The 23,083-nt window shown below is 63.0% G+C and carries 17 protein-coding genes; 3 read left to right on the plus strand and 14 right to left on the minus strand.

Annotation, left to right across the window (positions count from 1 at the left end; translation table 11 throughout):
• Positions 1–12: 12 nt before the first annotated feature.
• From IWX87_RS08780 to IWX87_RS08795, 4 genes are all read right to left on the minus strand, one after another.
• Positions 13–789, minus strand: coding sequence for an enoyl-CoA hydratase/isomerase family protein (locus IWX87_RS08780; RefSeq protein WP_196863153.1), 777 nt, complete (start codon positions 787–789; stop codon positions 13–15).
• Positions 786–2,009 carry a CaiB/BaiF CoA-transferase family protein gene (locus tag IWX87_RS08785; protein ID WP_196863154.1) on the minus strand — a complete coding sequence of 408 codons (1,224 nt, stop codon included), beginning with the start codon at positions 2,007–2,009 and terminating at the stop codon, positions 786–788. Before IWX87_RS08785 ends, IWX87_RS08780 begins: the two co-directional genes overlap by 4 nt.
• The gene (locus tag IWX87_RS08790; RefSeq protein WP_196863155.1) at positions 2,009–2,986 is read right to left on the minus strand and encodes a tripartite tricarboxylate transporter substrate binding protein; all 978 of its coding nucleotides are present in this window, start codon (positions 2,984–2,986) and stop codon (positions 2,009–2,011) included. Before IWX87_RS08790 ends, IWX87_RS08785 begins: the two co-directional genes overlap by 1 nt.
• 108 nt (positions 2,987–3,094) lie before the next feature.
• On the minus strand, positions 3,095–4,315 hold the full coding sequence (locus IWX87_RS08795) for an alanine--glyoxylate aminotransferase family protein (RefSeq protein ID WP_196863156.1): 1,221 nt from the start codon (positions 4,313–4,315) through the stop codon (positions 3,095–3,097).
• A 125-nt stretch (positions 4,316–4,440) separates the two neighbouring features.
• Between IWX87_RS08795 and IWX87_RS08800 the strand changes: the two genes are divergently transcribed.
• Together IWX87_RS08800 and IWX87_RS08805 are read left to right on the plus strand one after the other, a co-directional pair.
• Positions 4,441–5,136, plus strand: a complete 696-nt coding sequence (locus IWX87_RS08800) for a GntR family transcriptional regulator (protein ID WP_196863157.1) — start codon at positions 4,441–4,443, stop codon at positions 5,134–5,136.
• Positions 5,137–5,139: 3 nt separating this feature from the next.
• Complete coding sequence (locus IWX87_RS08805) at positions 5,140–8,214, plus strand: FAD-binding and (Fe-S)-binding domain-containing protein (RefSeq protein ID WP_196863158.1); 3,075 nt, start codon at positions 5,140–5,142, stop codon at positions 8,212–8,214.
• 133 nt (positions 8,215–8,347) lie between these two features.
• Here the strand turns inward: IWX87_RS08805 and IWX87_RS08810 are convergent, their stop codons facing one another.
• The 8 genes from IWX87_RS08810 to IWX87_RS08845 all read right to left on the minus strand — a co-directional run bounded on the left by IWX87_RS08810 (position 8,348) and on the right by IWX87_RS08845 (position 17,017).
• On the minus strand, positions 8,348–9,625 hold the full coding sequence (locus IWX87_RS08810) for a TRAP transporter large permease (protein WP_196863159.1): 1,278 nt from the start codon (positions 9,623–9,625) through the stop codon (positions 8,348–8,350).
• Positions 9,622–10,158, minus strand: a complete 537-nt coding sequence (locus IWX87_RS08815; RefSeq protein WP_196863160.1) for a TRAP transporter small permease — start codon at positions 10,156–10,158, stop codon at positions 9,622–9,624. The genes IWX87_RS08810 and IWX87_RS08815 overlap by 4 nt, the downstream gene beginning before the upstream one ends.
• A 38-nt stretch (positions 10,159–10,196) precedes the next feature.
• The gene (locus IWX87_RS08820) at positions 10,197–11,210 is read right to left on the minus strand and encodes a TRAP transporter substrate-binding protein (RefSeq protein ID WP_370583825.1); all 1,014 of its coding nucleotides are present in this window, start codon (positions 11,208–11,210) and stop codon (positions 10,197–10,199) included.
• Positions 11,211–11,351: 141 nt separating this feature from the next.
• The gene (locus IWX87_RS08825) at positions 11,352–12,230 is read right to left on the minus strand and encodes a CoA ester lyase (protein WP_196863161.1); all 879 of its coding nucleotides are present in this window, start codon (positions 12,228–12,230) and stop codon (positions 11,352–11,354) included.
• Positions 12,230–13,612 (minus strand): MmgE/PrpD family protein, encoded by a 1,383-nt coding sequence (locus tag IWX87_RS08830; RefSeq protein WP_196863162.1) that lies wholly within the window; start codon positions 13,610–13,612, stop codon positions 12,230–12,232. Before IWX87_RS08830 ends, IWX87_RS08825 begins: the two co-directional genes overlap by 1 nt.
• 120 nt (positions 13,613–13,732) lie before the next feature.
• Positions 13,733–14,914 (minus strand): CaiB/BaiF CoA-transferase family protein, encoded by a 1,182-nt coding sequence (locus tag IWX87_RS08835; protein ID WP_196863163.1) that lies wholly within the window; start codon positions 14,912–14,914, stop codon positions 13,733–13,735.
• Between the two features lie 9 nt (positions 14,915–14,923).
• Positions 14,924–16,087, minus strand: coding sequence for an acyl-CoA dehydrogenase family protein (locus tag IWX87_RS08840; protein WP_196863164.1), 1,164 nt, complete (start codon positions 16,085–16,087; stop codon positions 14,924–14,926).
• Between the two features lie 27 nt (positions 16,088–16,114).
• Positions 16,115–17,017 carry a MaoC family dehydratase N-terminal domain-containing protein gene (locus IWX87_RS08845; RefSeq protein ID WP_196863165.1) on the minus strand — a complete coding sequence of 301 codons (903 nt, stop codon included), beginning with the start codon at positions 17,015–17,017 and terminating at the stop codon, positions 16,115–16,117.
• A 104-nt stretch (positions 17,018–17,121) separates the two neighbouring features.
• Between IWX87_RS08845 and IWX87_RS08850 the strand changes: the two genes are divergently transcribed.
• Positions 17,122–18,078 carry a LysR family transcriptional regulator gene (locus tag IWX87_RS08850; RefSeq protein WP_196863166.1) on the plus strand — a complete coding sequence of 319 codons (957 nt, stop codon included), beginning with the start codon at positions 17,122–17,124 and terminating at the stop codon, positions 18,076–18,078.
• A 111-nt stretch (positions 18,079–18,189) separates the two neighbouring features.
• On the opposite strand, the gene IWX87_RS08855 is transcribed toward IWX87_RS08850, so the two are convergent.
• Both IWX87_RS08855 and IWX87_RS08860 read right to left on the minus strand, forming a co-directional pair.
• The gene (locus tag IWX87_RS08855) at positions 18,190–19,893 is read right to left on the minus strand and encodes a caspase family protein (protein WP_196863167.1); all 1,704 of its coding nucleotides are present in this window, start codon (positions 19,891–19,893) and stop codon (positions 18,190–18,192) included.
• 26 nt (positions 19,894–19,919) lie between these two features.
• Entirely contained in the window at positions 19,920–23,054 is a 3,135-nt protein-coding gene (locus IWX87_RS08860) for a hypothetical protein (RefSeq protein WP_196863168.1), read from the minus strand.
• Positions 23,055–23,083 lie beyond the last annotated feature (29 nt).

The raw sequence follows: 23,083 nt of genomic DNA on the forward strand, positions 1-23,083 counted from the left end.
CCCGGATCGTTGTCAGTTGCCTTGCCAGACCGGCCGCCGCTTGCCGACAAAAGCCGCCACGCCTTCGCGAAAATCCTCGCTGCCGTAGCAACGGCGAATCAAATCCTCATCGGCCGGCTGGTTTTGGCTCACCAGCCGGCGCAAGCCTTCCTTGGAGACACTTTGCGTGACCGGGGCCAGAGCGCACAGGCGTTCGCACAGGCTGGTTAGCGCGGCGTCAATTTCGCCAGCATCGCTGAGCTGCAGCAGAAACCCGCAGTGCAGCGCTTCATTGGCCTCCAACGTTTCCGCCAGCATCAGCATGCGCTTGACGCGTGGGATGCCAAACACGGCGGCAAGCCGCGCCAGGTTCGCCACCGACAGGCAGTTGCCCAGCGTCCGGGCAATCGGCACGCCAAAGCGCGACGTCGGCGTGGCCAGCCGGAAATCACAAGCGGTGGCAATTGCCAGACCGCCGCCAATCGCCCAGCCCTCGACAACGGCCACGGTCGGCATGGGCAGCGCTTCGAGCTTCTGGATGCACTGGTCGATCTGCTGTTCGTAGGCCACGCCGTCGTCGCCAGAGCGGAAGGTCGTGAACTGTTCGATGTCGGTGCCGGCAACGAACGCTTCACCGCCCGCCCCGCGAAACGTCACCACGCGCACCGATGCGTCAGCCTGCAACAGGTCGCAGATATGCCCGAGCCGCTCGTACATTGCCCAGGTCATGGCATTGCGCGCTTGCGGGCGGTCGAACACGACCGATGCCACGCCGTTTCGGATGTTCAGGTCAACGGAGCCGGCGTTCATGCCGCAAACGCTCCCTGCGCCGCAAGCTCGGCCTGGTCGTCAGCACTAAGACCCAGTTCAGACAAAACTTCGGCGTTGTGTTCGCCCAGCAGCGGCGGATGACGGCGCACCTGCTGCGGCGTGCCGGACAACTTCACCGGAAAACCGATGTTGGGCACCTTGCCTTCTATCGGGTGGTCAATTTCCATGCGCATCTGGCGTGCCCGCCCATGCTCACCTTCAAAGGCTTCCGGATAGGTCAGGATGGGCCCGGCCGGTATGCCGGACGCGAGCAGCAGTTCCACCCAGTCGTCTTTGGGGCGAAGGCGGAAGGTGCGCTCAAGTTCTTCTTCGAGCGCAGCCCGGTTGGCCAGTCGCAGTGAAATCGTGCCGAAACGCACATCGTCCAGCAGTTCCTTGCGGTCCATCACGGTGCACAGAAGGTGCCACAGTTTCTGGTTGTTGGCACCCATCACGAAATACCCGTCCGATGCGGCCATGGCCTGGTAAGGCGCAGTCATCTTGTTCGAGGTGCCCAGCGGCTCGGGCGGCTTGCCGGTGCCCCAGTAATCGCAGATGTCCCAGACCGAAAAAGCCATCGCCGCATCGAACAGGGCAGCATCAATGTACTGGCCTTCGCCGCTGGTCCTGGCCCCTATGTAGGCCGACAATGTCGCGTAGATGGCAAACAGCGCGCAGCCAATGTCGGCCACCGGCACACCCGCCTTGACTGGCAGACCTCCCGGATAACCCGTCACGCTCATCACACCCGACATGGCCTGCGCCATCAGGTCGAATCCCGGTCGGTCGGCCCAGGGCCCGGTCTGGCCGAAGCCTGAGATGCTGGTGTAGACCAGACGCGGGTTCACGGCCTTGATGTCCTCGTAGCCCAGGCCCAGACGCTTCATGGCGCCAGGCCGGTAGTTTTCAACCAGAATGTCGGCGTCTTTGACCAGTTGCAGCAGCACCTTGCGGCCGGCCCCTGACTTGAGGTTGAGCACAACGCTGCGCTTGTTGCGGTTCATGTTCAAAAAGCCCAGGCTGTCAGGCCCCTTCATCTTGAAGCCCATGGCGCCTCGCGTCTGGTCGCCGGTCCCAGGCGGCTCGATCTTGATCACGTCAGCGCCCATGTCGGCCAGCAGCATGCAGGCGAATGGCCCTGCCATCACCTGGCTGATGTCCAGCACCCGCACGCCAGCCAGGGGCAAGGGGCGTTGTGTGGTGCCGTCCCGGGCATTCATCACGCGTCGCCTTTTACATTCGCGTCCTTCACGACCTTGGCCCACTTCTTCGATTCGACCTTGATGAAGTCGCCGAACTTCTCGGTCGAGCCACCGCCATCCTCGGCGCCATATTGCTCGAATTTTTCCATCACATCGGGCATCAGCAGCACCTTGTTGATGTCCTCGTTCATGCGTTTGGCCAGCACCGATGGCAGCTTGCCGGGGCCGACCAAGCCATACCAGGTCGTGGCCTCAAAACCCGGAAAACCCGATTCGTCCATGGTGGGCACGTTCGGATGGCCCTTGGCGCGCTTCTGGCGGGTTTGCGCCACGGCAATCGCCTTGCCGCTTTTCACATGCGGCGTGGCAGCGGTCATGGTGTCAAAGCTGTAGTCGATCTGGCCGCCGATCAGGTCGGTCAGCATCGGCCCGGAGCCTTTGTACGGCACATGGATGGCGTCGATGTTGGCGGCCAGCTTGAACATTTCCAGGGCCAGGTGTTGCGCCGAGCCATTGCCGGCCGAGCCAAAGCTGACTTTGCCGGGGTTCTTGCGGCACAACTCGACCACGTCCTTGACAGTGCGCGCCGCCTGCCGCTCATTGCAGATCAGCAAGTTGGGCGTAACGCCCACCAGCACGACCGGGGTGAAGTCTCGCTCGACGCTGTAGGTCATCTTCGGTGTCAGTGCAGGGGCGATGGCGTGGCTGTTGATGTGCGCCATCAGCAGCGTTGTGCCGTCGCTGGGCTGCCTGGCCACATACTCGGCAGCAATCATGCCGGCGGCACCTGCCTTGTTTTCAACGATCACGGTAGTGTTCCACAAGGTTGACAGCTTTTGCGCAATGACACGCGCCAGGATGTCGGTGCCGCCGCCAGGCGCAAATCCGACCACGATGCGGATCGGTTGCGTGGGCAAGGCCTGTGCCCACAGCATAGGCGCGGCAAGGGTGGCGGCTGCGGCGCCGGTGGCGCTGATGAAGGTTCTGCGATGCATGGTGTTGTCTCCTTGAGTTTTGAATGAAATATGCTCTTGGCGCAATACCATCGGGCATAAGCAGCTATTACATTGATAGCGTTTTATGGTTTTTGCACTTGAATCGGCTCAAGCCGCCCTGCGCTCGGGCACGACAGCCGCATGGCTTGAAAAATAGTCCATCGCGGCCTGCACGCCAGAGCCGGACAGTTTCACGCCCGCCAGCTTCAGGCCCATTTCGCAGCCACCCAGCGCCGCGATCAGCGTCAGGTCGTTGCAGTCGCCCAAGTGGCCGATGCGGAACATCTTTCCCTTGACCTTGCCCAGGCCCGTGCCCAGCGAGCAGTCGAAACGCTCGTAGATGATCTTGCGCACCGCGTCGGCGTCAATGCCTTCAGGCACCATGACGCCGGTCAACACTGGCGAATAGAGAGCTGGATCGGCGCACTGGATCTGCAGGCCCCAGGCCCGGACGGCGGCGCGAACGCCCTCGCCCCAGCGCTGGTGGCGTGCAAACACCGCCTCCAGCCCCTGCGACAGCAGCATGTCGCAGGCTTCGCTCAGCGCGTACAGCAAATTGGTGTTCGGCGTGGACGGCCAGTAGCCGGTCTTGTTCATCTCGATGATCTCGTCCCAGGCCCAGAACGCCTTGGGCAGCGTGGCCTGCTTGCTGGCTTCCAGCGCCTTGGCGGACACGGCGTTAAAGCTGATACCGGGCGGCAGCATCAGGCCTTTTTGCGAGCCGCTGATGGTCACGTCCACGCCCCATTCGTCATGCCGGTAGTCGGCCGAGGCCAGGCCCGAGATCGTGTCCACCAGCAGCAATGCCGGGTGTTTTGCAGCATCCATCGCCTTGCGCACGGCGGCAATGTTGCTGGTCACGCCTGTAGAGGTTTCGTTGTGCACCACACAGACCGCCTTGATAGCGTGCCCGGTATCGGCTTTGAGCCGTGCCTCGATCTGGGCGGCATCCACGCCGTGGCGCCACAACTTGGCGCCGGGGTGGCGCATGACCTCGGTTTTCAGCCCCAGCCGGTCGGCCAGCTTTTGCCACAGCGCGGCAAAGTGGCCGGTTTCGTACATCAGCACCTGGTCGCCGGGGCTCAGGGTGTTGGCCAATGCCGCCTCCCATGCGCCCGTGCCTGATGCAGGATAAATGATGACCGGTTGTTTCGTCTGAAATATTTTTTTGATGTCGGCCAGCACTTTCAGCCCGAGCGCGGCGAACTCGGGGCCACGGTGGTCAATCGTTGGCAGGCTCATGGCCCGCAGGATACGGTCGGGCACTGGCGATGGTCCGGGAATTTGCAGAAAGTGGCGGCCGGTGGGATGAAAGTCAAGCGTCAGCATATTGAGGGAACTCCTGAAGTGTGTCGCTATTTTTTGCATACAAAATTCATTTGTCAACCAAAAATAATAAAATATATAGTTAATCGCTGTATGAAATATTTATTTTTTGCATACAAAATAGAAGCATGACAGCTGAAATCATTCCTATCCCCCGAGCCGCCCTGCATGAACAGGTGGCCCACCGGCTGCGACAGATGCTGGTTGAAAACCGCATTGCCCCCGGCGCCAAGCTCAATGAGCGCGAACTCAGCGAGATCCTCAACGTCTCGCGCACGCCGCTGCGCGAAGCCATCAAGATGCTGGCTGCCGAAGGGCTGGTCGAGCTGCTGCCCAACCGGGGCGCGATTGCCGTCGAGCTGAGCGAAACCGACGTGCTCAACACCTTCGAGGTCATGGCCGGTCTTGAAGCGCAGTCGGGCGAACTGGCCGCGCAGCGCATCACCGATGCCGAGTTGAATGAGATCAAGGCGATGCATTTTGAAATGCTCGCGGCCTACACGCGGCGGGACCTGACTGGCTACTACCGGCTGAATTCGGCGATTCACCTTGCCATCAACGCCGCAGCCAAGAACCCGGTGCTCATGGCGACCTACAACCAGGTCAACGCCCGCTTGCAGGCGTTGCGCTTTCGTTCCAACCAGAACGAGGAAAAATGGCGCGATGCCGTCAAGGAGCATGAGCTGATGGTGGCCGCGCTCAGCGCCCGCGATCCGGTTGCCATGCGCGCGGTGATGTCCGAACACCTGGCCCACAAGCTTGAAACCGTGATCCAGCAGCTGCGTGATGCCGCCGCTGCCAGCCGCCCTCCTTCACAAGCCTGAACCATGAATGCACCCCTCCCGCTCAAGATCACCCGCGAAGCCGCGAGCCATGCCTACGACGACGTGGCCCGCGCCAGCAATGAAGTCGCTGGCCGGCTGGCCGCACGGCTGGCCGCAGAAACGCAAGGCGAGGTGCTGTTTTCAGCCGCCGACCGGGGGCGTTACGCCACCGATGCGTCGATTTACCAGGTGATGCCGGTTGGCGTGTTCGTGCCGCGCACGGCGGCTGAGGTCAAGACCGCACTCGACATTTGCCGTGACCTGCAGGTGCCCATCGTCGCGCGCGGCGGTGGCACCAGCCAGTGCGGCCAGACGGTGGGCGCGGGCCTGGTCATCGACCACGCCAGGCATGTGCGCAACATCCTGAGCGTGGACGCCGAGTCACGTACCGCCGTGGTCGAGCCTGGCATCGTGCTGGACCATCTCAATGCGGCACTGAAGCCCCAGGGCCTGTGGTATCCGGTTGATGTCTCGACCAGCGCGCAGGCCACGCTGGGGGGCATGGCCGGCAACAACTCGTGCGGCAGCCGCAGCATCGCTTACGGCAACATGGTGCACAACGTGCTGGGTGCCACGGCCTGGCGTTCCGACGGCATCCTGCTGGAGCTGGGCCGGTATGACATGGCAGGTGGACCGGCGCGCCAGCTGGGCGACTACGTCAAGGCGATGTCCGATGCGCTTCAGCCCGAATTGCAGGCGCACTGGCCCAAGGTGCTGCGCCGGGTGGCGGGCTACAACCTGGACATCTTCAACAACCAGAACGAAAAGCCCTACACGACCGACGGTTCGGTCAACCTGTCGCACTTGCTGATAGGCAGCGAAGGCACGCTGGGCCTGACAAAGTCGCTGACGCTGCAATTGTCTGAATTGCCCCGCACCAAGGTGCTGGGCGTGGTGAACTTTCCGACCTTCTACCAGGCAATGGACTCGGCCCAGCACATCGTCAGGCTGGGCGACGGCACGTTGACAGCGGTCGAGCTGGTGGACCGCACCATGATCGAGCTGTCGCTCCAAAACCCGGCCTTCGCGCCCACCGTGCGCACCGCACTGATCGGCCGGCCCGACGCCATATTGCTGGTCGAGTTCTCGGGCAATTCCAAAGCTGAACTCACACCCAAGATCAGGCAACTTGTCGAGCTGATGGGCGAACTGGGGCTGCCGGGCTCGGTGGTCGAAATGGTCGACGACGCACCGCAAAAAAACCTGTGGGAGGTGCGCAAGGCGGGCCTGAACATCATGATGAGCCTCAAGGGCGACGGCAAACCGGTCAGCTTTATTGAAGACTGCGCCGTGCCGCTGGTGCACCTGGCCGAATACACCGACGCGCTGACGAATGTGTTCCGCAAGCACGGCAGCAAGGGCACCTGGTATGCCCATGCGTCGGTCGGAACGCTGCATGTGCGGCCCATCCTGGACATGCGCCGGGATGGGGCCTCAAAAATGCGCGCGATTGCCGAGGAAGCTTCGGAACTGGTCCGCCACTACAAGGGCGCCTACAGCGGCGAGCACGGCGACGGCCTGTGCCGGGGCGAGTGGATCGGCTGGCAGTTCGGCCCGAAGATCAACGACGCCTTTGCGCAGATCAAGCATTACCTGGACCCCTTGAACCTGCTCAGCCCGCAGCGCATCGTCAATCCGCCGAAGATGGACGACACGCGGCTGATGCGTTTTCCGCCCAGCTACAAGGTGATTCCGATCAAGACCGCGCTCGACTGGCGCGCCTGGGATGTGCAAAACGACCCGGTCACCGAGCAGACCAGCGCGCCCGGCACGGGCGGCGACCCGGCGCAGGGGTTTGCCAAGGCGGTGGAAATGTGCAACAACAACGGCCACTGCCGCAAGTTCGACACAGGTGTCATGTGCCCAAGCTACCGCGTCACGCGCGACGAAAAGCACCTGACGCGCGGCCGGGCCAACACCCTTCGCCTGGCGCTGTCAGGCCAGCTTGAAGGCCTCAAGGCAGAAGACGCCTTCACCAGCGAAGCGGTGAAAGAAGCACTTGACCTTTGCGTCGGCTGCAAGGGCTGCAAGCGTGACTGCCCGACCGGCGTGGACATGGCGAAGATGAAGGTCGAGTTTTTGCACCACTACAAGGGCAAGCACGGCTACACGCTGAAAGACAAGCTGGTTGCTCACCTGCCCGACTACGCACCCTGGGCCAGCCGCATGGCACCGCTGCTCAACCTGCGTGACCGCATTCCCGGCTTGGCATTGCTCAGCGAAAAAATGCTGGGCCTGTCCGCCAAACGCACATTGCCGCAGTGGAAAACGCGTACTTTTTTCAATACAGCACCCGTCAGCGCCACTCGCGAAGAAGTGCTGGCGGCCAGCCAGCCGGTGGTGCTGTTCGTTGACACCTTCAACGGCTATTTCGAATCCGACAACGCCAGTTCGGCCTTAAAAGTGCTGCAAGCGGCCGGCTACACAGTGCATGTAGCTACCAAAACCGTAGCAGACGGTAAAAGCCTGTGCTGCGGCCGGACCTTCCTGGCCAGCGGCATGGTGGACCAGGCCAAGGCCAAGGCCACAGAACTCGTCGCCGCGCTGCTCCCGTTTGCTGAAAAAGGAATCGCCATTGTCGGGCTGGAGCCGTCTTGCCTGCTGACGATGCGCGATGAAATGCTGGTGATGGGCCTGGGCGACGCGGCCCAAACCATCAGCGGTCAGGCACTGCTGCTGGAAGAGTTTCTGGCGCGGGAAGCCGCCGCCGGAAAGCTGGAAACACTCAAGGCCAAACTCAAACCAACGACGCAAGCCATCCTGCTGCACGGCCATTGCCACCAGAAAGCGTTTGGCGCAGTCAGCCCGATCATGGAGGTGCTCAAACTCATTCCGGGCGCAAAACCCGAGCTGATCGAGTCCAGTTGCTGCGGCATGGCGGGCAGCTTCGGCTACGAGGCCAGCCATTACGCAGTGTCGATGCAGATGGCCGAACTCAGCCTGCTGCCCGCCGTGCGCCAGCAGCCCAATGCCATCGTGGTCGCGGACGGGACCAGTTGCCGGCATCAGATCAGGGATGGTGCGCAGCGCGAGGCGGTGCATGTCGCAGTGCTGCTGGCGCAGCAGTTGCAGGCTTGACGCCAAGTGCAGACCGAAACACGATGGTTTTTATAGCCGTTGAAACCCTGCTGGATTGGGCTAAAAGCTATTTTTTATATTGAATTCTCTGCCCATGCGCTCATCAGCATGGGCAGAGCCGGCGGTACCGGGATTAGAACAGCAGGTTGGGCAGGAACAGCGAGATCGCCGGGATGTAAGTGACCATCACCAGGAACAGCAGCAGCACCAGGGTCCACGGCAAGGCGGCCTTGGCCACCTGCATGATCGACATCTTGGTGATGCCCGCGGTGACAAACAGGTTCAGCCCGATAGGCGGCGTCACCATGCCAATCTCCAGGTTCACCACCATGATGATGCCCAGGTGCACCGGGTCAATGCCAAGCCGGGAAGCAATCGGGAACAGGATGGGCGCCAGAATCAAAATGATGCCGGTGGGCTCCATGAACATGCCGGCAATCAGCAGCAATATGTTGACCACGATCAAAAACTGCCAGTCAACCATGCCCCAGCCAATGATGGCCTCGGCAATGGTCTGCGGAATGCGCTCGGTCGTGAGCACATGCGCAAACAGCAGCGCATTGGCGACGATGAACATCAGCATCACCGTGACCTTGCCCGCCTCCAGTATGACGTGTGGCACTTTGCGCATTCCGATGTCGCGGTAAACAAACACCGCGATAAAGAAGGCATACACCGCAGCCACGGCAGCCGCTTCCGTCGGCGTGAAAATGCCGCCGTAAATACCGCCCAGAATGATGACGATCAGCAACAAGCCCCACATCGAGTCACGGCCGGCTTTAAAGATTTCACCAGTCGAGGCACGCGGCTGACGCGGCAAGTCGAGCATGCGGGCGCGTATGTAAATGGCCACCATCAGCATCAGCCCCAGCGTGATGCCGGGAATCACGCCTGCCAGGAACAGCTTGCCGACCGAGGTTTCAGTGGCCGCGCCATACACCACCATCACGATGGACGGGGGGATCAAAATGCCCAGCGTTCCGGCATTGCAGATCACACCGGCGGCAAACGGCTGCGGATAGCCCGCGCGCACCATGCCGGCAATCACGATGGCGCCCACTGCCACCACGGTGGCAGGCGACGAGCCCGACACGGCGGCAAACAGCATGCAGGCCAGCACAGACGCCATGGCCAGGCCGCCGCGCATGTGCCCGATGCAGGCATTGGCAAAACGGATCATCCGCTTGGCCACGCCGCCGGTGGTCATGAACGCACCGCCAAGGATAAAGAAAGGAATCGCCAGCAGCGTGTAGTGCTCGGAGGTTTCGAACAGCTTGAGCGACAGCGAAGCCATTGAATCCTGGGCAAACATCATGATCGTCAGGATGGACGACAGTCCAAGCGCCACGGCCACCGGCATGCCCAGACCCATGAACACAAACAGCAAAAGAAACAGTGCAGCAATCGTCATTTTTGTACCTCGCCGTCCGGCTCGTCTTGTCTCAGCTTCAAGGCTTCCTTGGCTTCATCGCCCAGAAGATGCGCGTCTTGTCCGGTTGCCAGACGCCACAGCACCTGACTGAAACGGAACGCCAGCAGCAAGAACCCGACCGGCAAAATTGCGCGAGGAATCCAGCTCTGCACCGGCATGTCCTGCATCAGGATGCCGACGTCGTACATTTTCTGGACATACTGGAAACTGCCAAAAGCGACCAGCAGGGCATACAGGATGCACAACGCCGCCGCCAGCGAACCCACGACGCGTGCCGCCGTGCTGCCCAGGGACTTGACCAGCGCATCAACACCGATGTGGGCGCCGACCCGCACACCGTAAGACATGCCGATGAAGATCAGCCAGGCAAACATGACCCCGGTCAATTCCAGGGACCAGACAAAGTTGTAATTAAAAACGTAACGCCCAATCACCTGCATGAAGGTGATCAGCGTCATTGCCGCCATGAGGAAGGTGATCAAACCTTCCTCCAGATACTCAAGTAATCGCATGATAAAAAAAAGGCCTGCTTCAGCAGGCCATTCCTGTTTTACTTGTTGGACTTCAGGGCGGCGTCAATCAGGTCACGCCCGATGTCGCCTTCAAACTTCTTCCACACCGGCTCCATGGACTTGCGCCACACGGCCACGTCTTCCTTTGACAGTTTCTGGATCTTGGCCTTGCCGGCTTCAGCAATCTTCTTGCGGTCGGCTTCGTTGAAGTCGTTTGCGAGCTTGTTGGCATGCGCGGTCGCCTGGACCATGGCTTCGCCCAGACCCTTGCGGATGTCTGCTGGCAACCCATCCCACCACTTGGCGTTGGTGACCACCATGTAGTCGATCACGCCATGGTTGGTTTCGGCGATGGTCTTTTGCACTTCAAAGAACTTTTGCGAATAAATGTTGGACCAGGTGTTTTCCTGGCCGTCCACTACGCCGGTTTGCAAGCCTTGGTAAACCTCGGAGAACGACATTTTTTGAGGACTGGCGTTCAAGGCGCGGAACTGCGCTTCCAGCACGTCGGAGGCCTGAATGCGGAACTTCAGGTTTTTGACGTCTTCAGGCCGGACCAGCTTGTCCTGGTTGGTGGACATCTGCTTCATGCCGTTGTGCCAGTAACCCAGGCCACGCAAGCCGCGGTTCACCATGGAGCCCAGCAGTTCCTGACCCTTGGGGCCGGCCTGAAATGCATCGACAGCGGCAATATCGTCAAACAGGAAAGGCAGATCGAATACCTGGATTTTCTTGGTGTAGCGGTCGAACTTGGACAACGAAGGCGCAATCAGTTGCACATCGCCCAGCAGCAGCGCTTCAAGTTCCTTGCCGTCGCCAAACAGCTGCGAGCTGGGGAACACCTGGACAGTCACCCGACCCGGAAATTTTTTCTCAGCCAGTTCCTTGAATTTCAGGGCGCCCTGGCCCTTGGGCGTCTGGTCTGCCACGACGTGGCTGAACTTGATCACGATGGGCGCCTGGGCCGATGCAACCATAGGCATGGCGAGCGCGCCAGCCATGATGCCGACCGTGGCAAGCAACTGGCGGCGCATGCGATTTGCAATTTTCATCTTGTGTCTCCTGAGTCTCTAAAAAAAACGGCCAGCTCGAATGTCTGGCCCGCGGGGAAATGGTAAGTCACAAAAGTGCTGAATGTCATGAGTACAAACCGCCATTCCGATTTAAAACGTTGATTTCACTTCTGCGTGCGGTCAGCCAGCCTGGTTATCGTCGCGACGATGCGCCAATGTGCGCTGCGCCAGAAGCATCACAGGCGCATCCACCATGCGGCCGTCCAGACTGAACACACCGCCGCCCGCCGCAGCAAAACCCGCCACCACACGCTGAGCCCAGTCAATCTCGGTGGCGCTGGGCGTGAACGCCGCGTTCACCACCGCCACCTGGGCCGGATGAATGCACAGCTTGCCGCCAAAGCCGCCGCGCCGGCCGCGCGCTGCATCTGAAGCCAGTTGCACGGTGTCTTGCGTGCCGGGCGAGATGCCGTCCACCGGCGCGGGCAACGCGGCGCGGCGCGAAGCCAGCACCAGCGCCAGCCGCACCGGCACCAGCTCGGACTCGTCGGCAGCGCAAGCCAGGCCTGCGTCGGCCTGAAAGTCGAGATGGCCGAACGCCAGCCGCAGCACCTGCGGGCAGGCGGCCAGCGTAGTGGCCGCGTCGAGTCCCGCCACCGATTCGATCAGCGGCAGCAGCGCGCATGGCCCTGCGGCGCGGGCCACGTCTGCCAACCCCGCCACCGACTCGGCCTTGGGCACCATGACCGCCCCGAGTCCCTGTGTGACCCATTCACGCACGCACGCCAGATCGCCGGCATGCCACGGCGTAGCCGCCGCATTGATGCGTACCAGCAAGCGGCCGCGTTGCGCCGGATTGAGCGACAGCATCGCCGGCAGCAACGCGTGGCGCGCCGCGTCCTTGTCGGCCGGGGCCACCGCGTCTTCCAGGTCGATGATCACCGCGTCAGCGCCCGAGGCCAGCGCCTTGGCAAAGCGCTCCGGCCGGGTGGCCGGAACGAACAAAAACGAGCGGGCGCGTGCGAGGTGATGCGTGGAGGTTGCAGTCGCTTCAGTCATCAGGCCTCCGGCAGCAACATGCCGACACGCGGCCATTGCGCCACCTGCCACAGGGAATCGACAGCCAGCTGCATTTCGGTCGGCGTGGCGCCCTGGCTGAAAGCCGCCAGGCGCAATGCCTTGGCGGTGAGTTCTTCGCGGCTCAGCGTGTTGCCGGGGTCGCCCTTAGGCTCGTCGACACGGCCGTGCAGCACGCGGCCATCAAGGGTGTGCACCGTGACCTTGCCAATCCAGCGCTGCGGGTAGGCGGCATCGACTTCGGCGTCGAGTTCCATCGTGATGCGGTCGCGCAGGCTTTGGGTGGTGTCGTCGCCAAAATGCCGGTCAAACTCAACCAGGCCGGCATGGCCAAAACGGGCCACCAGCGCCAGCACCGTGCCCATGGAAAACTTGGACTGGTGCACGGTCGTGGGCCGAACCACCGGCCCCAGCACGTCAATAGCACCCTGATGCACCCGCGTGACGACACGCGCCAGGTCATCGACCCCAAGCTGGTTTTCCTGCATGACCTGCAGCAACGCATCGGCTGCCGGATGCGTATGGCGGCAGCTGGCGTGGTATTTGAACGAGGTTTCGGCCGTGGCCCAGCGCGTTCCCAGCCGGTCGGTCAGGCGCGCGATATTGGCGTCGCTCGACATGCCGGCGGCCATGCCCTGCGGGCCTTCAAAAATCTGTGCCGCGCCGGTGAAACCGTCCTTGGCCAGGTAAGCCGACATCAGGCCGGCGGCGGCGGCATGCGCGGTGTGCAATTGCTTGCTGTCCGACGCGGTGCGCAAAAACTCCCACAGCCCGGCCGACTGCGTGCCGGCGGATCCGAAGGCATGCTGCATCTGCCGCGCATCGAGTTTCAGCAGATGGCCCACAGCAGCGGCAGCGGCCAGCGTGCCGGCCGTGCCGGTGGTGTGAAACACCTTGTAATGCGAGCGGCCAAGGAATTCACCCACGCGGATGCCCACTTCGTAACCCGCCACACTGGCGGCAAGCAGTTGCTGTCCGCTGGCGCCCAGCGCTTGCGCCGTGGCCAGTGCCGCCGGAAACACCACCGTCGCCGGATGAAACACCGAGGCGTTGTGTACATCGTCCTGTTCGGCCACATGCGACGCGGCGGCATTCGCCATAGCGGCAAAGTAGGGGCTGGTGCGCGCCCGGCTGACCATCACCTCGGACGGGCCGGCTGGTGTGTCGCCACCCGGCACCGGCTGCGGCCCCATGGCGGCCGCAAAGCGCGTGATGCTGTCGACGGCCCGGGCGCCGTGGCCGGCAACGGCAGAGCCGAACCAGTCCACCAGCAAATCCTCGGTGCGGCGCACCACAGGTTCGGGAATGTCTTCAAAACGCAGGCCGGCGGCAAACGCAGCCAGTTCGGCAGTCGCATGGGTCATGGTGAATCCTTATGAGTCAAATAGGCTGTTTGCGCATACTGCACGGGCGCAAGCAGCTATTTTTTTGATAGCTTCTTAGCGTGATCGAATCACCCCAGGGCGGGAGGCGAGCTGCAAGCCTCAAATGGCTTGCGCCGCGCGCAATGCCGCAATCTGCGCATCGCCCTGCCCCAGCTCGCGCAGGATGGCCTCGGTGTGCTCGCCAACGGCGGGCACGGCATCCATGCGGTAGTCAAACGCGCTGTTGCGGCCGGGCGGCAGCAGTGCAGGAATGTCTCCAGCGGGTGAGCCGACATCCTGCCAGCGTCCCCGCGCCTTGAGCTGCGGATGCGACCACAGGCCGGCCATGTCGTTCATGCGGGCGTTGGCGATTTGCGCCGCATCAAGCCGGGCCTCGACCTGCGCCGTCGTCAGCGTGCTGAAAACACCGAGGATCAACGCTTTCAACGGCTCGCGGTGCTCGTTTCGCCTGGCGTTGCTGTCAAAGCGCGGGTCGGTGGCCAGCGCCGCGTCCTGCAGCACGCCGGCGCAAAACGCCTTCCATTCGCGCTCGTTTTGCAGGCCCAGCATCACCGTGCCGCCATCACCCACAGCAAACGGCCCATAGGGATAAATGCTGGCATGCGACGCGGCGGTGCGCGGCGGGGGCGGCGCGCCGTCATAGGCGTAATACATCGGGTAATTCATCCACTCGGCCAGCGATTCAAGCATCGACACATCAATGTGCGAGCCCTGCCCGGTCTTGCCGCGCAGCAGCAGCGCCGACAAGATGCCGGTGTAGGCATACATGCCCGCGGCAATGTCGGCCACCGAATTGCCGGCTTTGCTGGGCGCCTCGGGCGTGCCGGTGACCGACAGAAAACCCGCTTCGCTCTGGATCAGCAGGTCGTAGGCCTTCTTGTCACGGTACGGGCCGTCTTCGCCATAGCCCGAGATGTCGCAGACGATCAGTCGGGGGTGCGCCTGACGCAGCGCCTCGAACGACAGGCCCATGCGTGCGGCAGCGCCGGGCGCCAGGTTTTGCACCAGCACATCGGCCTGGTCCAGCAGCAGCTTCAGCGCAGCCAGCGCATCGGGCTGCTTGAGGTCCAGCGTCAGGCTTTCCTTGGAGCGGTTGGTCCAGACAAAGTGCGACGCCAGGCCCTTGACGCGTGTGTCGTAGGCGCGGGCAAAGTCGCCGACGCCGGGGCGCTCGACCTTGATGACGCGCGCGCCCAGATCGGCCAGCTGGCGGGTGCAGAACGGCGCGGCAATGGCGTGTTCAAGGGAAACGACGGTGATGCCGTCAAGCGGTCGGGTCATGGCCATCCCTTAAAAGGAGCGCGGCATGCCCAGCACATGCTCGGCCATGTAGCTCAGGATCAGGTTGGTGGAGATCGGTGCGACCTGGTACAGCCGGGTCTCACGGAACTTGCGCTCCACATCGTATTCATTGGCAAAGCCAAAGCCGCCATGAAACTGGATGCAGGCATTGGCCGCTTCCCACGAGGCCTTGGCGGCCAGGTACTTGGCCATGTTGGCTTCGGCGCCGCAGGGCTGGCGGGCATCAAACAGCTCGCAGGCCCTGAAACGCATCAGGTTGGCAGCCTCGATTTCAATATAACTTTCGGCAATCGGAAATTGCACGCCCTGGTTTTGCCCGATCGGACGGCCAAACACCACGCGCTCGGTGACGTATTTGGTCACACGGTCGATGAACCAGTAGCCGTCGCCAATGCACTCGGCGGCAATCAATGTGCGCTCGGCATTCAGGCCGTCCAGGATGTATTTGAAGCCCTGCCCTTCCTGGCCGATCAGGTTTTCCTCGGGGATTTCCAGGTTCTCGAAAAACAGCTCGTTCGTTTCGTGGTTCACCATGTTGGGAATCGGCCGCACGGTCATGCCGGTTTTTTCGGCCAGGCGCAAGTCAACCATGAAGATCGACATGCCTTCGCTCTTTTTCTTCACGTCGGCCAACGGCGTGGTGCGGGCCAGCAAGATCATCCAGTCGGAATGCTGCACGCGCGAGATCCAGACTTTCTGGCCGTTGATGACGTAGCGGCCATCCTTTTTCACCGCGCTGGTCTTGATCTTGGTGGTGTCGGTGCCGGTGCTGGGTTCGGTCACGCCCATCGATTGCAGGCGCCACTCGCCGCTCGCAATGCGCGGCAGGTAGAGCTCTTTTTGCGCGGTCGAGCCATGGCGCAGCAGCGTGCCCATGTTGTACATCTGGCCGTGGCAGGCGCCGGCATTGCCGCCGCTGCGGTTGATTTCTTCCATGATCACCGACGCCTCGGCCAGGCCCAGCCCCGAGCCGCCGTATTCCACCGGGATCAGCGCGGCCAGCCAGCCGGCCTTGGTCAGCGCATCGACAAACGCTTCCGGGTAGCCGCGCTCATTGTCAATCTTGCGGTGGTATTCGTCGGGGAACTCGGCGCACAGCGCGCGCACTGCATCGCGGATTTCCTGGTATTGGTCGGGAGTAGTTTTGATCATGAACAGTTTTTAAATAAAAAAAATAAATCAGGCCAGCGCGGCAGTCGCCTGCATGGTCAGCCAGCCTTCGTGGTCCTGAGCCCACAGGCGAACGGTTTTTCCGTCTTCCGAGGGCTGGCCGTGCAGGGTGAACGGATGCAGGTCAAACGTCGGCCGCACCGCCTTGAAACTGAAAGACGTGATGAACGCGCCGGGTGCATGCGCACGCACCAGATCGACCAGCAGCGTGGCAATCAGCGGGCCATGCACGATCAGGCCTGGGTAGCCTTCGACCTCGGTCACGTACTTTCGGTCATAGTGAATGCGGTGGCCGTTGAAGGTCAGTGCCGAATAGCGAAACAGCATCACTTCGTCGGGCACCACGGTGCGCTGCCAGGCGGCGCTTGGCTCGGCCAATACCGGCTGCGATACCGGCTGTGGCAGCGGGTCACCGGGCTGGGTGGCGGCGCGGTAAACGATGTCATGTTCCTCGCGCAAGGCCAGGCCGCTGGCGTTGTGAACCTCATGCTTGACCAGCACGAACAGCAGGTCGCCCGTGCGGCCGGCCTTGTGCGTGACCGACTCAATGCGCGAAATGCGCTTGACGGCATCGCCCACCACCAGAGGATTGTCCTGCGACCACTGCAGCCGGCCACCGGCCCACATGCGGCGAGGCAACGGCACGGGCGGCAAGAAACCGCCACGCCGGGCATGGCCGTCGGGGCCAATCTCGCGCTGCAGCGGCTGCGGTACGAAATAAAGCCAGTGCCACAAGGGCGACAGCGCGAACCCCGGCAGCGGTGCCGGGTCGTCGCGGTCCAGCGTGGCCGACAGCCCGCGCACCGGCGCAGCGCTGATCTCGTCGATCAGGCTCTCGGTCTGGCCGACCCAGCCTTGCAAGTGCGCCAAGGTGGCGGAGTCCAGCGTGCGCGCGTCGTTGTTGAGTGTCATGCCCTGCATGATGGCGGGTTTTCAGTACCACGGCAATCTGCCATTTTAGAACCAAGCCTTCGTCAAAGCCGAACGCTGGCGCGGCATTGCGCTAGCATCGCGCCATGCAATTTGACCTGACCGACCTGCGCCTGTTCGTGCTGAGTGCGGAAGAATCCAACCTGACCCGCGCAGCGCGGCGCCAGAACCTGTCGCTGGCCGCTGCCAGTGCACGCATCAAGGCGCTGGAAACACAAACCGGTCTGCCGCTGTTTTACCGCGAAGCGCGCGGCGTGCGCTTGACGCCGCCCGGCGAAGCCTTCTTGCACCACGCGCGCGGCGTGCTGCGCCAGACCGAGCAATTACGACGCGATTTGCAGGCTTACAGCGGCGGCCTGCGCGGCCATGTCCGGGTGTTTGCCAACACCACCGCCGTGACCGATTTTCTGCCTGAAATCTTGCCGGGCTTTTTGGCGGCCAATCCGAATGTCAACGTTGATCTTCAGGAAAAACCCAACCCGGAAATTGCGCGCGGCGTGTTCGACGGACGCGCCGACATCGGCATCGTGGCCGGCCAGGTCGACACCCTGGGCCTGCAATCGCACCATTTCAGCACCGACCGGCTGGTGCTGGTCACGCCGCGCAACCACCGCCTCGCCAGTCGCCAGCGCATTGCCTTTGCCGACACGCTTGACGACGACGCCGTGGGCATGCACCAGGGCAGCACGCTGCAAACCTTTCTGGCACAAGTCACCGACAAGCTGGGCAAGCCGCTCAAGCTGCGCGTTCAATTGAGCAGCTTTGACGCCATGTGCCGCATGATTGGCGCAGGCGTGGGGGTCGGCATCGTGCCCGAGAGTGCTGCGCGCCGCAACCAGCACAGCATGAACCTGGCGCTGATCGAGTTAATCGACGACTGGAGTGTGCGCGAGCGTTACGTGCTGGTACGGGAAAGCGAAGCGCTGCCCGCCTATGCACAGTCTTTGGTCGAGGCGATCTGCGCGCATTACCAGCCCGGCAATGGCACCGGGCCGGATTGCGCGTCAGCACGGCTTGCGGCGGGCCCAGGCGTTTTGAGCTGACTTGACCCATCGGGCAATTTGCTACTTTTTCAATAGCTGATTACGCAGGCTGCACTTGCGGCAGAAGGCTTTTTCATTCATAAAAATCTTCCAGCCGCGCCGCGGGTCACCTCATTTGTCCGAGTTCTCGAACGACGCCATGTCGAATTCGCGTGACAGCGCAAAACTCGGCGCATTCTGACCCGAGCTGTTGGGTGTCGTGCATCCATGCCCGACCCACTGGGTGGGCGACTCGGTCCACCACATGCGGTAATACAGCCGTCCATTGGTGGCGTTGTCGCGCAGCCGGCTCCAGACATCGGCCGGCAACTCGAAAGCCGCCGGGTACAGGGCCGACGAGCGAAAAGGCGCGACTTTCCAGGAGCCGTAGAAATTGGTGTCGTTGCGCTGCGCGCTGTACTGGTCGGTGAAGTACCAGCTGTTGGTCGAGACCTCGACCGCGTAGTAGCGTCCAGCCCCCGGGTTGACCTGAAAGCGTGGCGCCGCCCCGTTGGCCGGAAAGGTGGTGGGCGCGGTGATGGCCGGCGTGCCGGTGTCACCGCCGCCACTGCCGGGCTGGCTCTGCGCCGTCAGGTCCATGCCGGGGGCGGACTGCGCATCGCTGTCGGGGGTTGTCACCTGGTAGTTGACCCAGGCGGTCGGGCTGGCCGTGCACCAGAGCCGGTAGTAAAGCCTTGACGCCCCCTGCCGCAGCCGGTTCCAGGCGTCCAGCGGCAGGGTGAACGAGTTGCCCTGGCGGAACGGCGCGACCTTCCAGGAGGCATAAAAATTATTGTCATTGCGCTGCCCGCCGTTGGCCGCACTGTTGAACAGGCTGGCATCGGTGGCGACTTCCACGGCAAAGTAATGGCTTGAGGGCACCGACACCGAGAAGCTGACGGGCGTGGCGCCATTGGTGAATGACGCGGGCGCCGAAATCGACAGGCTGCCGCCACTTCCCGTGCCGCCCGTGCCACCCGTGCCACCCATGCTGGCAGCGCCGATGGTGAACGGCTTTTCAGCATCGAACGCCGGGTTGGACACGCCGGTGCGGAACAGGTTGGGGGTCTGGTCCGACGGCATGCGTGCGACGATGGCCGAATGAAACTGCGCATAGCTGCCGCTGAAAGCGCCGCCGTTCCAGACTTCCTTCAGGCGCTGGGTGAACAGGCCGTTGGCATCGCCGTCGGACGACAGCTGGTTGTCCTGGCAGCCCGAGATCAGCGTGACGCTGGCATTGACCGCCGCGCGGTGCGTCCACTGGCTGACTTCATAGTTGGTCTTGTTGGCCAGGTAGTTGGCATGGACGGCGGCCGGATCAGCAGCGCGAATGCGCGGCGGCGCGTTCACCGGGCGGTCGTACTGCGCAGCGAATTCCGCGCTCTTGAACTTTTTCTGAAAGCTCATGACCCGCGCCACCGTTCCGCTGTGGCAGCTGTCAGACAGCAAGAAAATGCGCACGCCGGCGGCAAAGCCGGACCACAGCCCATTAAGTTCATCGTCCAGCAACTGGCGGTCCCACAGCACCCAGGTTTCATCCTTCCCGTCTGGCTCGTCGCCGGTCACATCGGTGATCTGCGAGCCGTGGCCGGAGTACGTGACCAGGCAGATGTCGCCCGCCGCCAGTTGGCGCGCCGCCTGGCCGATGACGCGCGTCACCTCGGCAGCCGAGGCCTGCGCGTCGGTCAGCAGGGTCGCGCTGTAACCGACCTGCGTCGCGATCTGGTACATGTCGCGGGCATCGTTGATGCAACCCGCAAGCTGTCCGTTCCATCCGTTGTAGGCATCCGGATTGACAAAATTCAGCCCGATATTGACAGCAATTCCTTTTGACATTTGAGCGCTCCTTGGGTTGTCTTCGGTTAGGCGGAAATCATGTCCGAGGTGATCGTGACGATGTTGCTGCCGGTCTGCATGTCCCAGGCGCGCCATGCCAGCATTTCCGCAGGCTGGCTGGCAAACACCTTGGTGAGCCGGAATTCAACCATGCGCGCCGCCAGGTAGGTGGTCAGCGGCAGCAGAAAATTGACCGCCCCGCGCCGGCTGTCCATGCCGACCCGGTAAACGCCCGGAACGCCCTGCAGCCGGGCGTCGATGTCCAGCCGGGTGAGCCCGTGGTTCTCATAATTGACAACATCGATGAACACCACGTTGCACTCGATCTCCTCGATCATCGCGCGGACTTCTTCAAGCGTCGGGTTGCCGTCAGCCAGCGTCACGCAATCGGCCTGCGCGGTGGTGTAGCCGGCAGGCGCGGCCACGTCGATCGACGCACCCGCCGCCAGCGACGCCTCGACCGGCACGCGGGCAGGCTCGCCCGGTCCGTTGAACAGGTACACATCCTTCACCGCCACCGAGCTTTCGATGTGGTTGGTCAATCGCAGCGTGTCACCCTGCGGCTGCAGGGTGATCGGGCCAGACAGCCAGGGCCCGGTGATGCGCCCCAGATGCACCGAAAGCGCCGACGTGACCACGCTGCCGTCTTCCAGCACAAAACGGGCGGTGCCGCCCAGGCCGGTGTTCTGGATCAGCGTCTTGAGCAGCAGCGCGCTGGCCAGATCGGTTGACAGCGCAGCATGCAAGCCTTCGGGCGTGGCCGATGTCGCGGCTTGGATCGGCGGCGTCGCGGTCAGGTTCCAGCTGAATTCAATCCGCTGGGCCAGCATGTTCGGCAGTTCGAGCACCGGGCTGGCAGATTCCAGCAGCAGCCGCCGGCGCAGGTCCTCGACATCGTAGGGGGAAATCGACGGGCCCAGCATGGCTTCGAAGCGGATGCGGTTGTTTTCCGGCTGGTCGGCGTCCAGCGCCGCATAGACGATCAGCGCCGGGCGGTATTCGCGCTCCGGTGTTCCGGGCGCGTAGCGGGTCACTTCAAAGCGCAGCGGCACCAGCAAAAAGCGGCCAGGCTGCCGAAGATTGCGAAACACGCGGTAATTTGGCCGGTTCAGCGCCACCACTTCCTGGTAGGTCAGCGAAGAGGCCTGGCCCAGGCGAAAAGCTTCGGCGCAGCCAATCGAGACCGTCGCTGCCGCCTGCTTTTCGCGGTAAAAGGCGCCCAGTTCGGCGCAGGAAAAAAAGGCGTCCAGCGACTGCTGGCGGATGCTGTTGCGCAGGGCATACTGAATCTTCTCGTTCAAGGCAATGGCGGCGGTCGAGCTGCTGATGCGTCCGGCCAGCGTCAGGTCGGGCTTTATGGTCTGCAGCGAACCCGGCCGCACCGCAAATTCGCGTCCGCCCGACACCACCCGGATGCTGTCGGCGTCGTCGCGCTGCCTGGCCAGCAGCACGGCAGAGGAAATCTTGCCGCCGAGCACCAGCGGCGGCCGGTTCACGACCGGTGCATAACCGGAAAACTGAAAAGCCACTTCCAGCCGCGCCGGCTCTGTTTGAAAGCCGGCCGTGGACAACGAGCCATAGGCGGTGCGGGCGGCATCATTCATCAGTTCCACCGTAGCCACCAGCCGGTTGCCTGAACGCACGAGGGAAGCCCGGCAGTCAGACCGCCGGAGTTGGCCGGAAACATCGTCAATGAAAGGCACGCTGAGCGTGACCGAAGGCTGCACCGGCTCGACCATCCGCGCCGTCAGGCCGGGGTTCGCAGACAATGCGGCGCGCGTGGCGGCAGACTGCGACATGTCCAGCGTGAAGCGCAAGCGCGCGCGGATGGCCGGCTGTCCCGAGGCGCTGGTGCCGATGCGTTCCAGGTCAAAAAGGAAGGGGCTGGCGTCAGGCGCTTCGCTGGCCGCAGGCCGGACCAGCGTGATGTCGGGCAAATACCAGCGCAGCCCGGCATTGTTCTTGTCGCTGAACAGCGGCGCGTTCAGGTCACCCAGAACGGGCAGCGACTCTGTTGCAAAGCTTGCCGTCAGGAAAACCGCTTCCGGCAGCAGGTAGTGCGTCAGTTTCGTGACGGCGGGGGTTGGAGCCGTCGAAGCCGGCTGCTGGATGCGGATCGCCTCGGCCGAGATCAGGTGCGCCGTCGCCACGGGCCGGATTGAAGGCTGCAGGGTCGCGGCCACAGTCTGAATCCTGTTGCCGGCGAGCATGGCGCCCATGCCGACAGACCCCCGGGCTGAGCGCGAGCTGCTGCGCGTCAAGGTGTCCAGCAAGGGGCCGCCCTGCAGATTGCCCGAGGGTCCGACCACACTGATGCAAGCCGCGCGATCCACCGCCGTCAGGGCATGGCCAAGAACCGCCTGAAGCGGGCAGTCCACCTCGATAGAGCGCAATCCGCCCTGGCCATTGCCTGTCTTCAAGCGAGCCGCTCCGGGCGCCGGACGGCGGCCCAGGAGAGCGCCGTCCTGGCTGGGCACCAGCAGGCCGTCGCAGGCGCGGCGAAAGTCGGCAAAAGCCTCAGGCGGCAGATTGCACTGGCCGAACACCTGTTGAAAGGCGTTTTCGCCCAGCGCGCCATCCACCGCAAGCGCCTTGAGCCGGTCCCACAGTTCGGCGGGGCAGAGGTTTAGCGCCACGCCGGACGCCGCTGTATCGGGACGGTAGTCGATGCGCGCTGCCAACGCCAGCGGACCCGGCACATCGTCAAGCGCATCGAGCACCGACAGCGTTTGTTCACGCGTCAGTGGCGTGTGCAGCGCCCCGCGCAGCAGCGGTGCATTCAGGCTGGCCACGGCGAAAGCCGGCTGTCCCGGCGCATGCAGCCACACCTGGGCCTGGCGCGCAAAGACCGGCCGGGCCGGATCGGGCTGTCCGGGTGCTGAAGGCAGCCGGTAGTCCAGTTCCATGCCAAGGTAGGCCGACATCAGCAGCGGGCGAATCGAGTCTTCACCGGCCATCGGGGCGCGCGACAGCAGCAGCACCAGGGAGAACTTTGGCGAGGTTTTTCCGGCCACCAGGCGCGGCACCTTCAGGATGCCGTGACGCAAGGCGTCGCCACCGCCGGGCATCTGAACAGATTCCGGAACCGGTTCAGGCATGGCCGCCCGCAACAGCTTTTGCGGCGGCAGGCGCGCCGCCGCAGAATCGAGGGTTGATGACATTGCCATAGAGCACCCCGCAAGGTAACGGG

The sequence above is a fragment of the Polaromonas sp. CG_9.7 genome (assembly GCF_015752205.1).
Lineage (GTDB): Bacteria > Pseudomonadota > Gammaproteobacteria > Burkholderiales > Burkholderiaceae_C > Polaromonas.

What these genes read in the sequence shown, in the direction of transcription:
- IWX87_RS08785 (WP_196863154.1), bottom strand. Translation starts at nt 2,009, where the DNA reads ATGAATGCCCGGGACGGCACCACACAACGCCCCTTGCCCCTGGCTGGC.
- IWX87_RS08825 (WP_196863161.1), bottom strand. Translation starts at nt 12,230, where the DNA reads ATGACTGAAGCGACTGCAACCTCCACGCATCACCTCGCACGCGCCCGC.
- IWX87_RS08805 (WP_196863158.1), top strand. Translation starts at nt 5,140, where the DNA reads ATGAATGCACCCCTCCCGCTCAAGATCACCCGCGAAGCCGCGAGCCAT.
- IWX87_RS08835 (WP_196863163.1), bottom strand. Translation starts at nt 14,914, where the DNA reads ATGACCCGACCGCTTGACGGCATCACCGTCGTTTCCCTTGAACACGCC.
- IWX87_RS08860 (WP_196863168.1), bottom strand. Translation starts at nt 23,054, where the DNA reads ATGTCATCAACCCTCGATTCTGCGGCGGCGCGCCTGCCGCCGCAAAAG.
- IWX87_RS08780 (WP_196863153.1), bottom strand. Translation starts at nt 789, where the DNA reads ATGAACGCCGGCTCCGTTGACCTGAACATCCGAAACGGCGTGGCATCG.
- IWX87_RS08790 (WP_196863155.1), bottom strand. Translation starts at nt 2,986, where the DNA reads ATGCATCGCAGAACCTTCATCAGCGCCACCGGCGCCGCAGCCGCCACC.
- IWX87_RS08845 (WP_196863165.1), bottom strand. Translation starts at nt 17,017, where the DNA reads ATGACACTCAACAACGACGCGCGCACGCTGGACTCCGCCACCTTGGCG.
- IWX87_RS08840 (WP_196863164.1), bottom strand. Translation starts at nt 16,087, where the DNA reads ATGATCAAAACTACTCCCGACCAATACCAGGAAATCCGCGATGCAGTG.
- IWX87_RS08855 (WP_196863167.1), bottom strand. Translation starts at nt 19,893, where the DNA reads ATGTCAAAAGGAATTGCTGTCAATATCGGGCTGAATTTTGTCAATCCG.
- IWX87_RS08830 (WP_196863162.1), bottom strand. Translation starts at nt 13,612, where the DNA reads ATGACCCATGCGACTGCCGAACTGGCTGCGTTTGCCGCCGGCCTGCGT.
- IWX87_RS08810 (WP_196863159.1), bottom strand. Translation starts at nt 9,625, where the DNA reads ATGACGATTGCTGCACTGTTTCTTTTGCTGTTTGTGTTCATGGGTCTG.
- IWX87_RS08815 (WP_196863160.1), bottom strand. Translation starts at nt 10,158, where the DNA reads ATGCGATTACTTGAGTATCTGGAGGAAGGTTTGATCACCTTCCTCATG.
- IWX87_RS08800 (WP_196863157.1), top strand. Translation starts at nt 4,441, where the DNA reads ATGACAGCTGAAATCATTCCTATCCCCCGAGCCGCCCTGCATGAACAG.
- IWX87_RS08795 (WP_196863156.1), bottom strand. Translation starts at nt 4,315, where the DNA reads ATGCTGACGCTTGACTTTCATCCCACCGGCCGCCACTTTCTGCAAATT.
- IWX87_RS08820 (WP_370583825.1), bottom strand. Translation starts at nt 11,210, where the DNA reads ATGAAAATTGCAAATCGCATGCGCCGCCAGTTGCTTGCCACGGTCGGC.
- IWX87_RS08850 (WP_196863166.1), top strand. Translation starts at nt 17,122, where the DNA reads ATGCAATTTGACCTGACCGACCTGCGCCTGTTCGTGCTGAGTGCGGAA.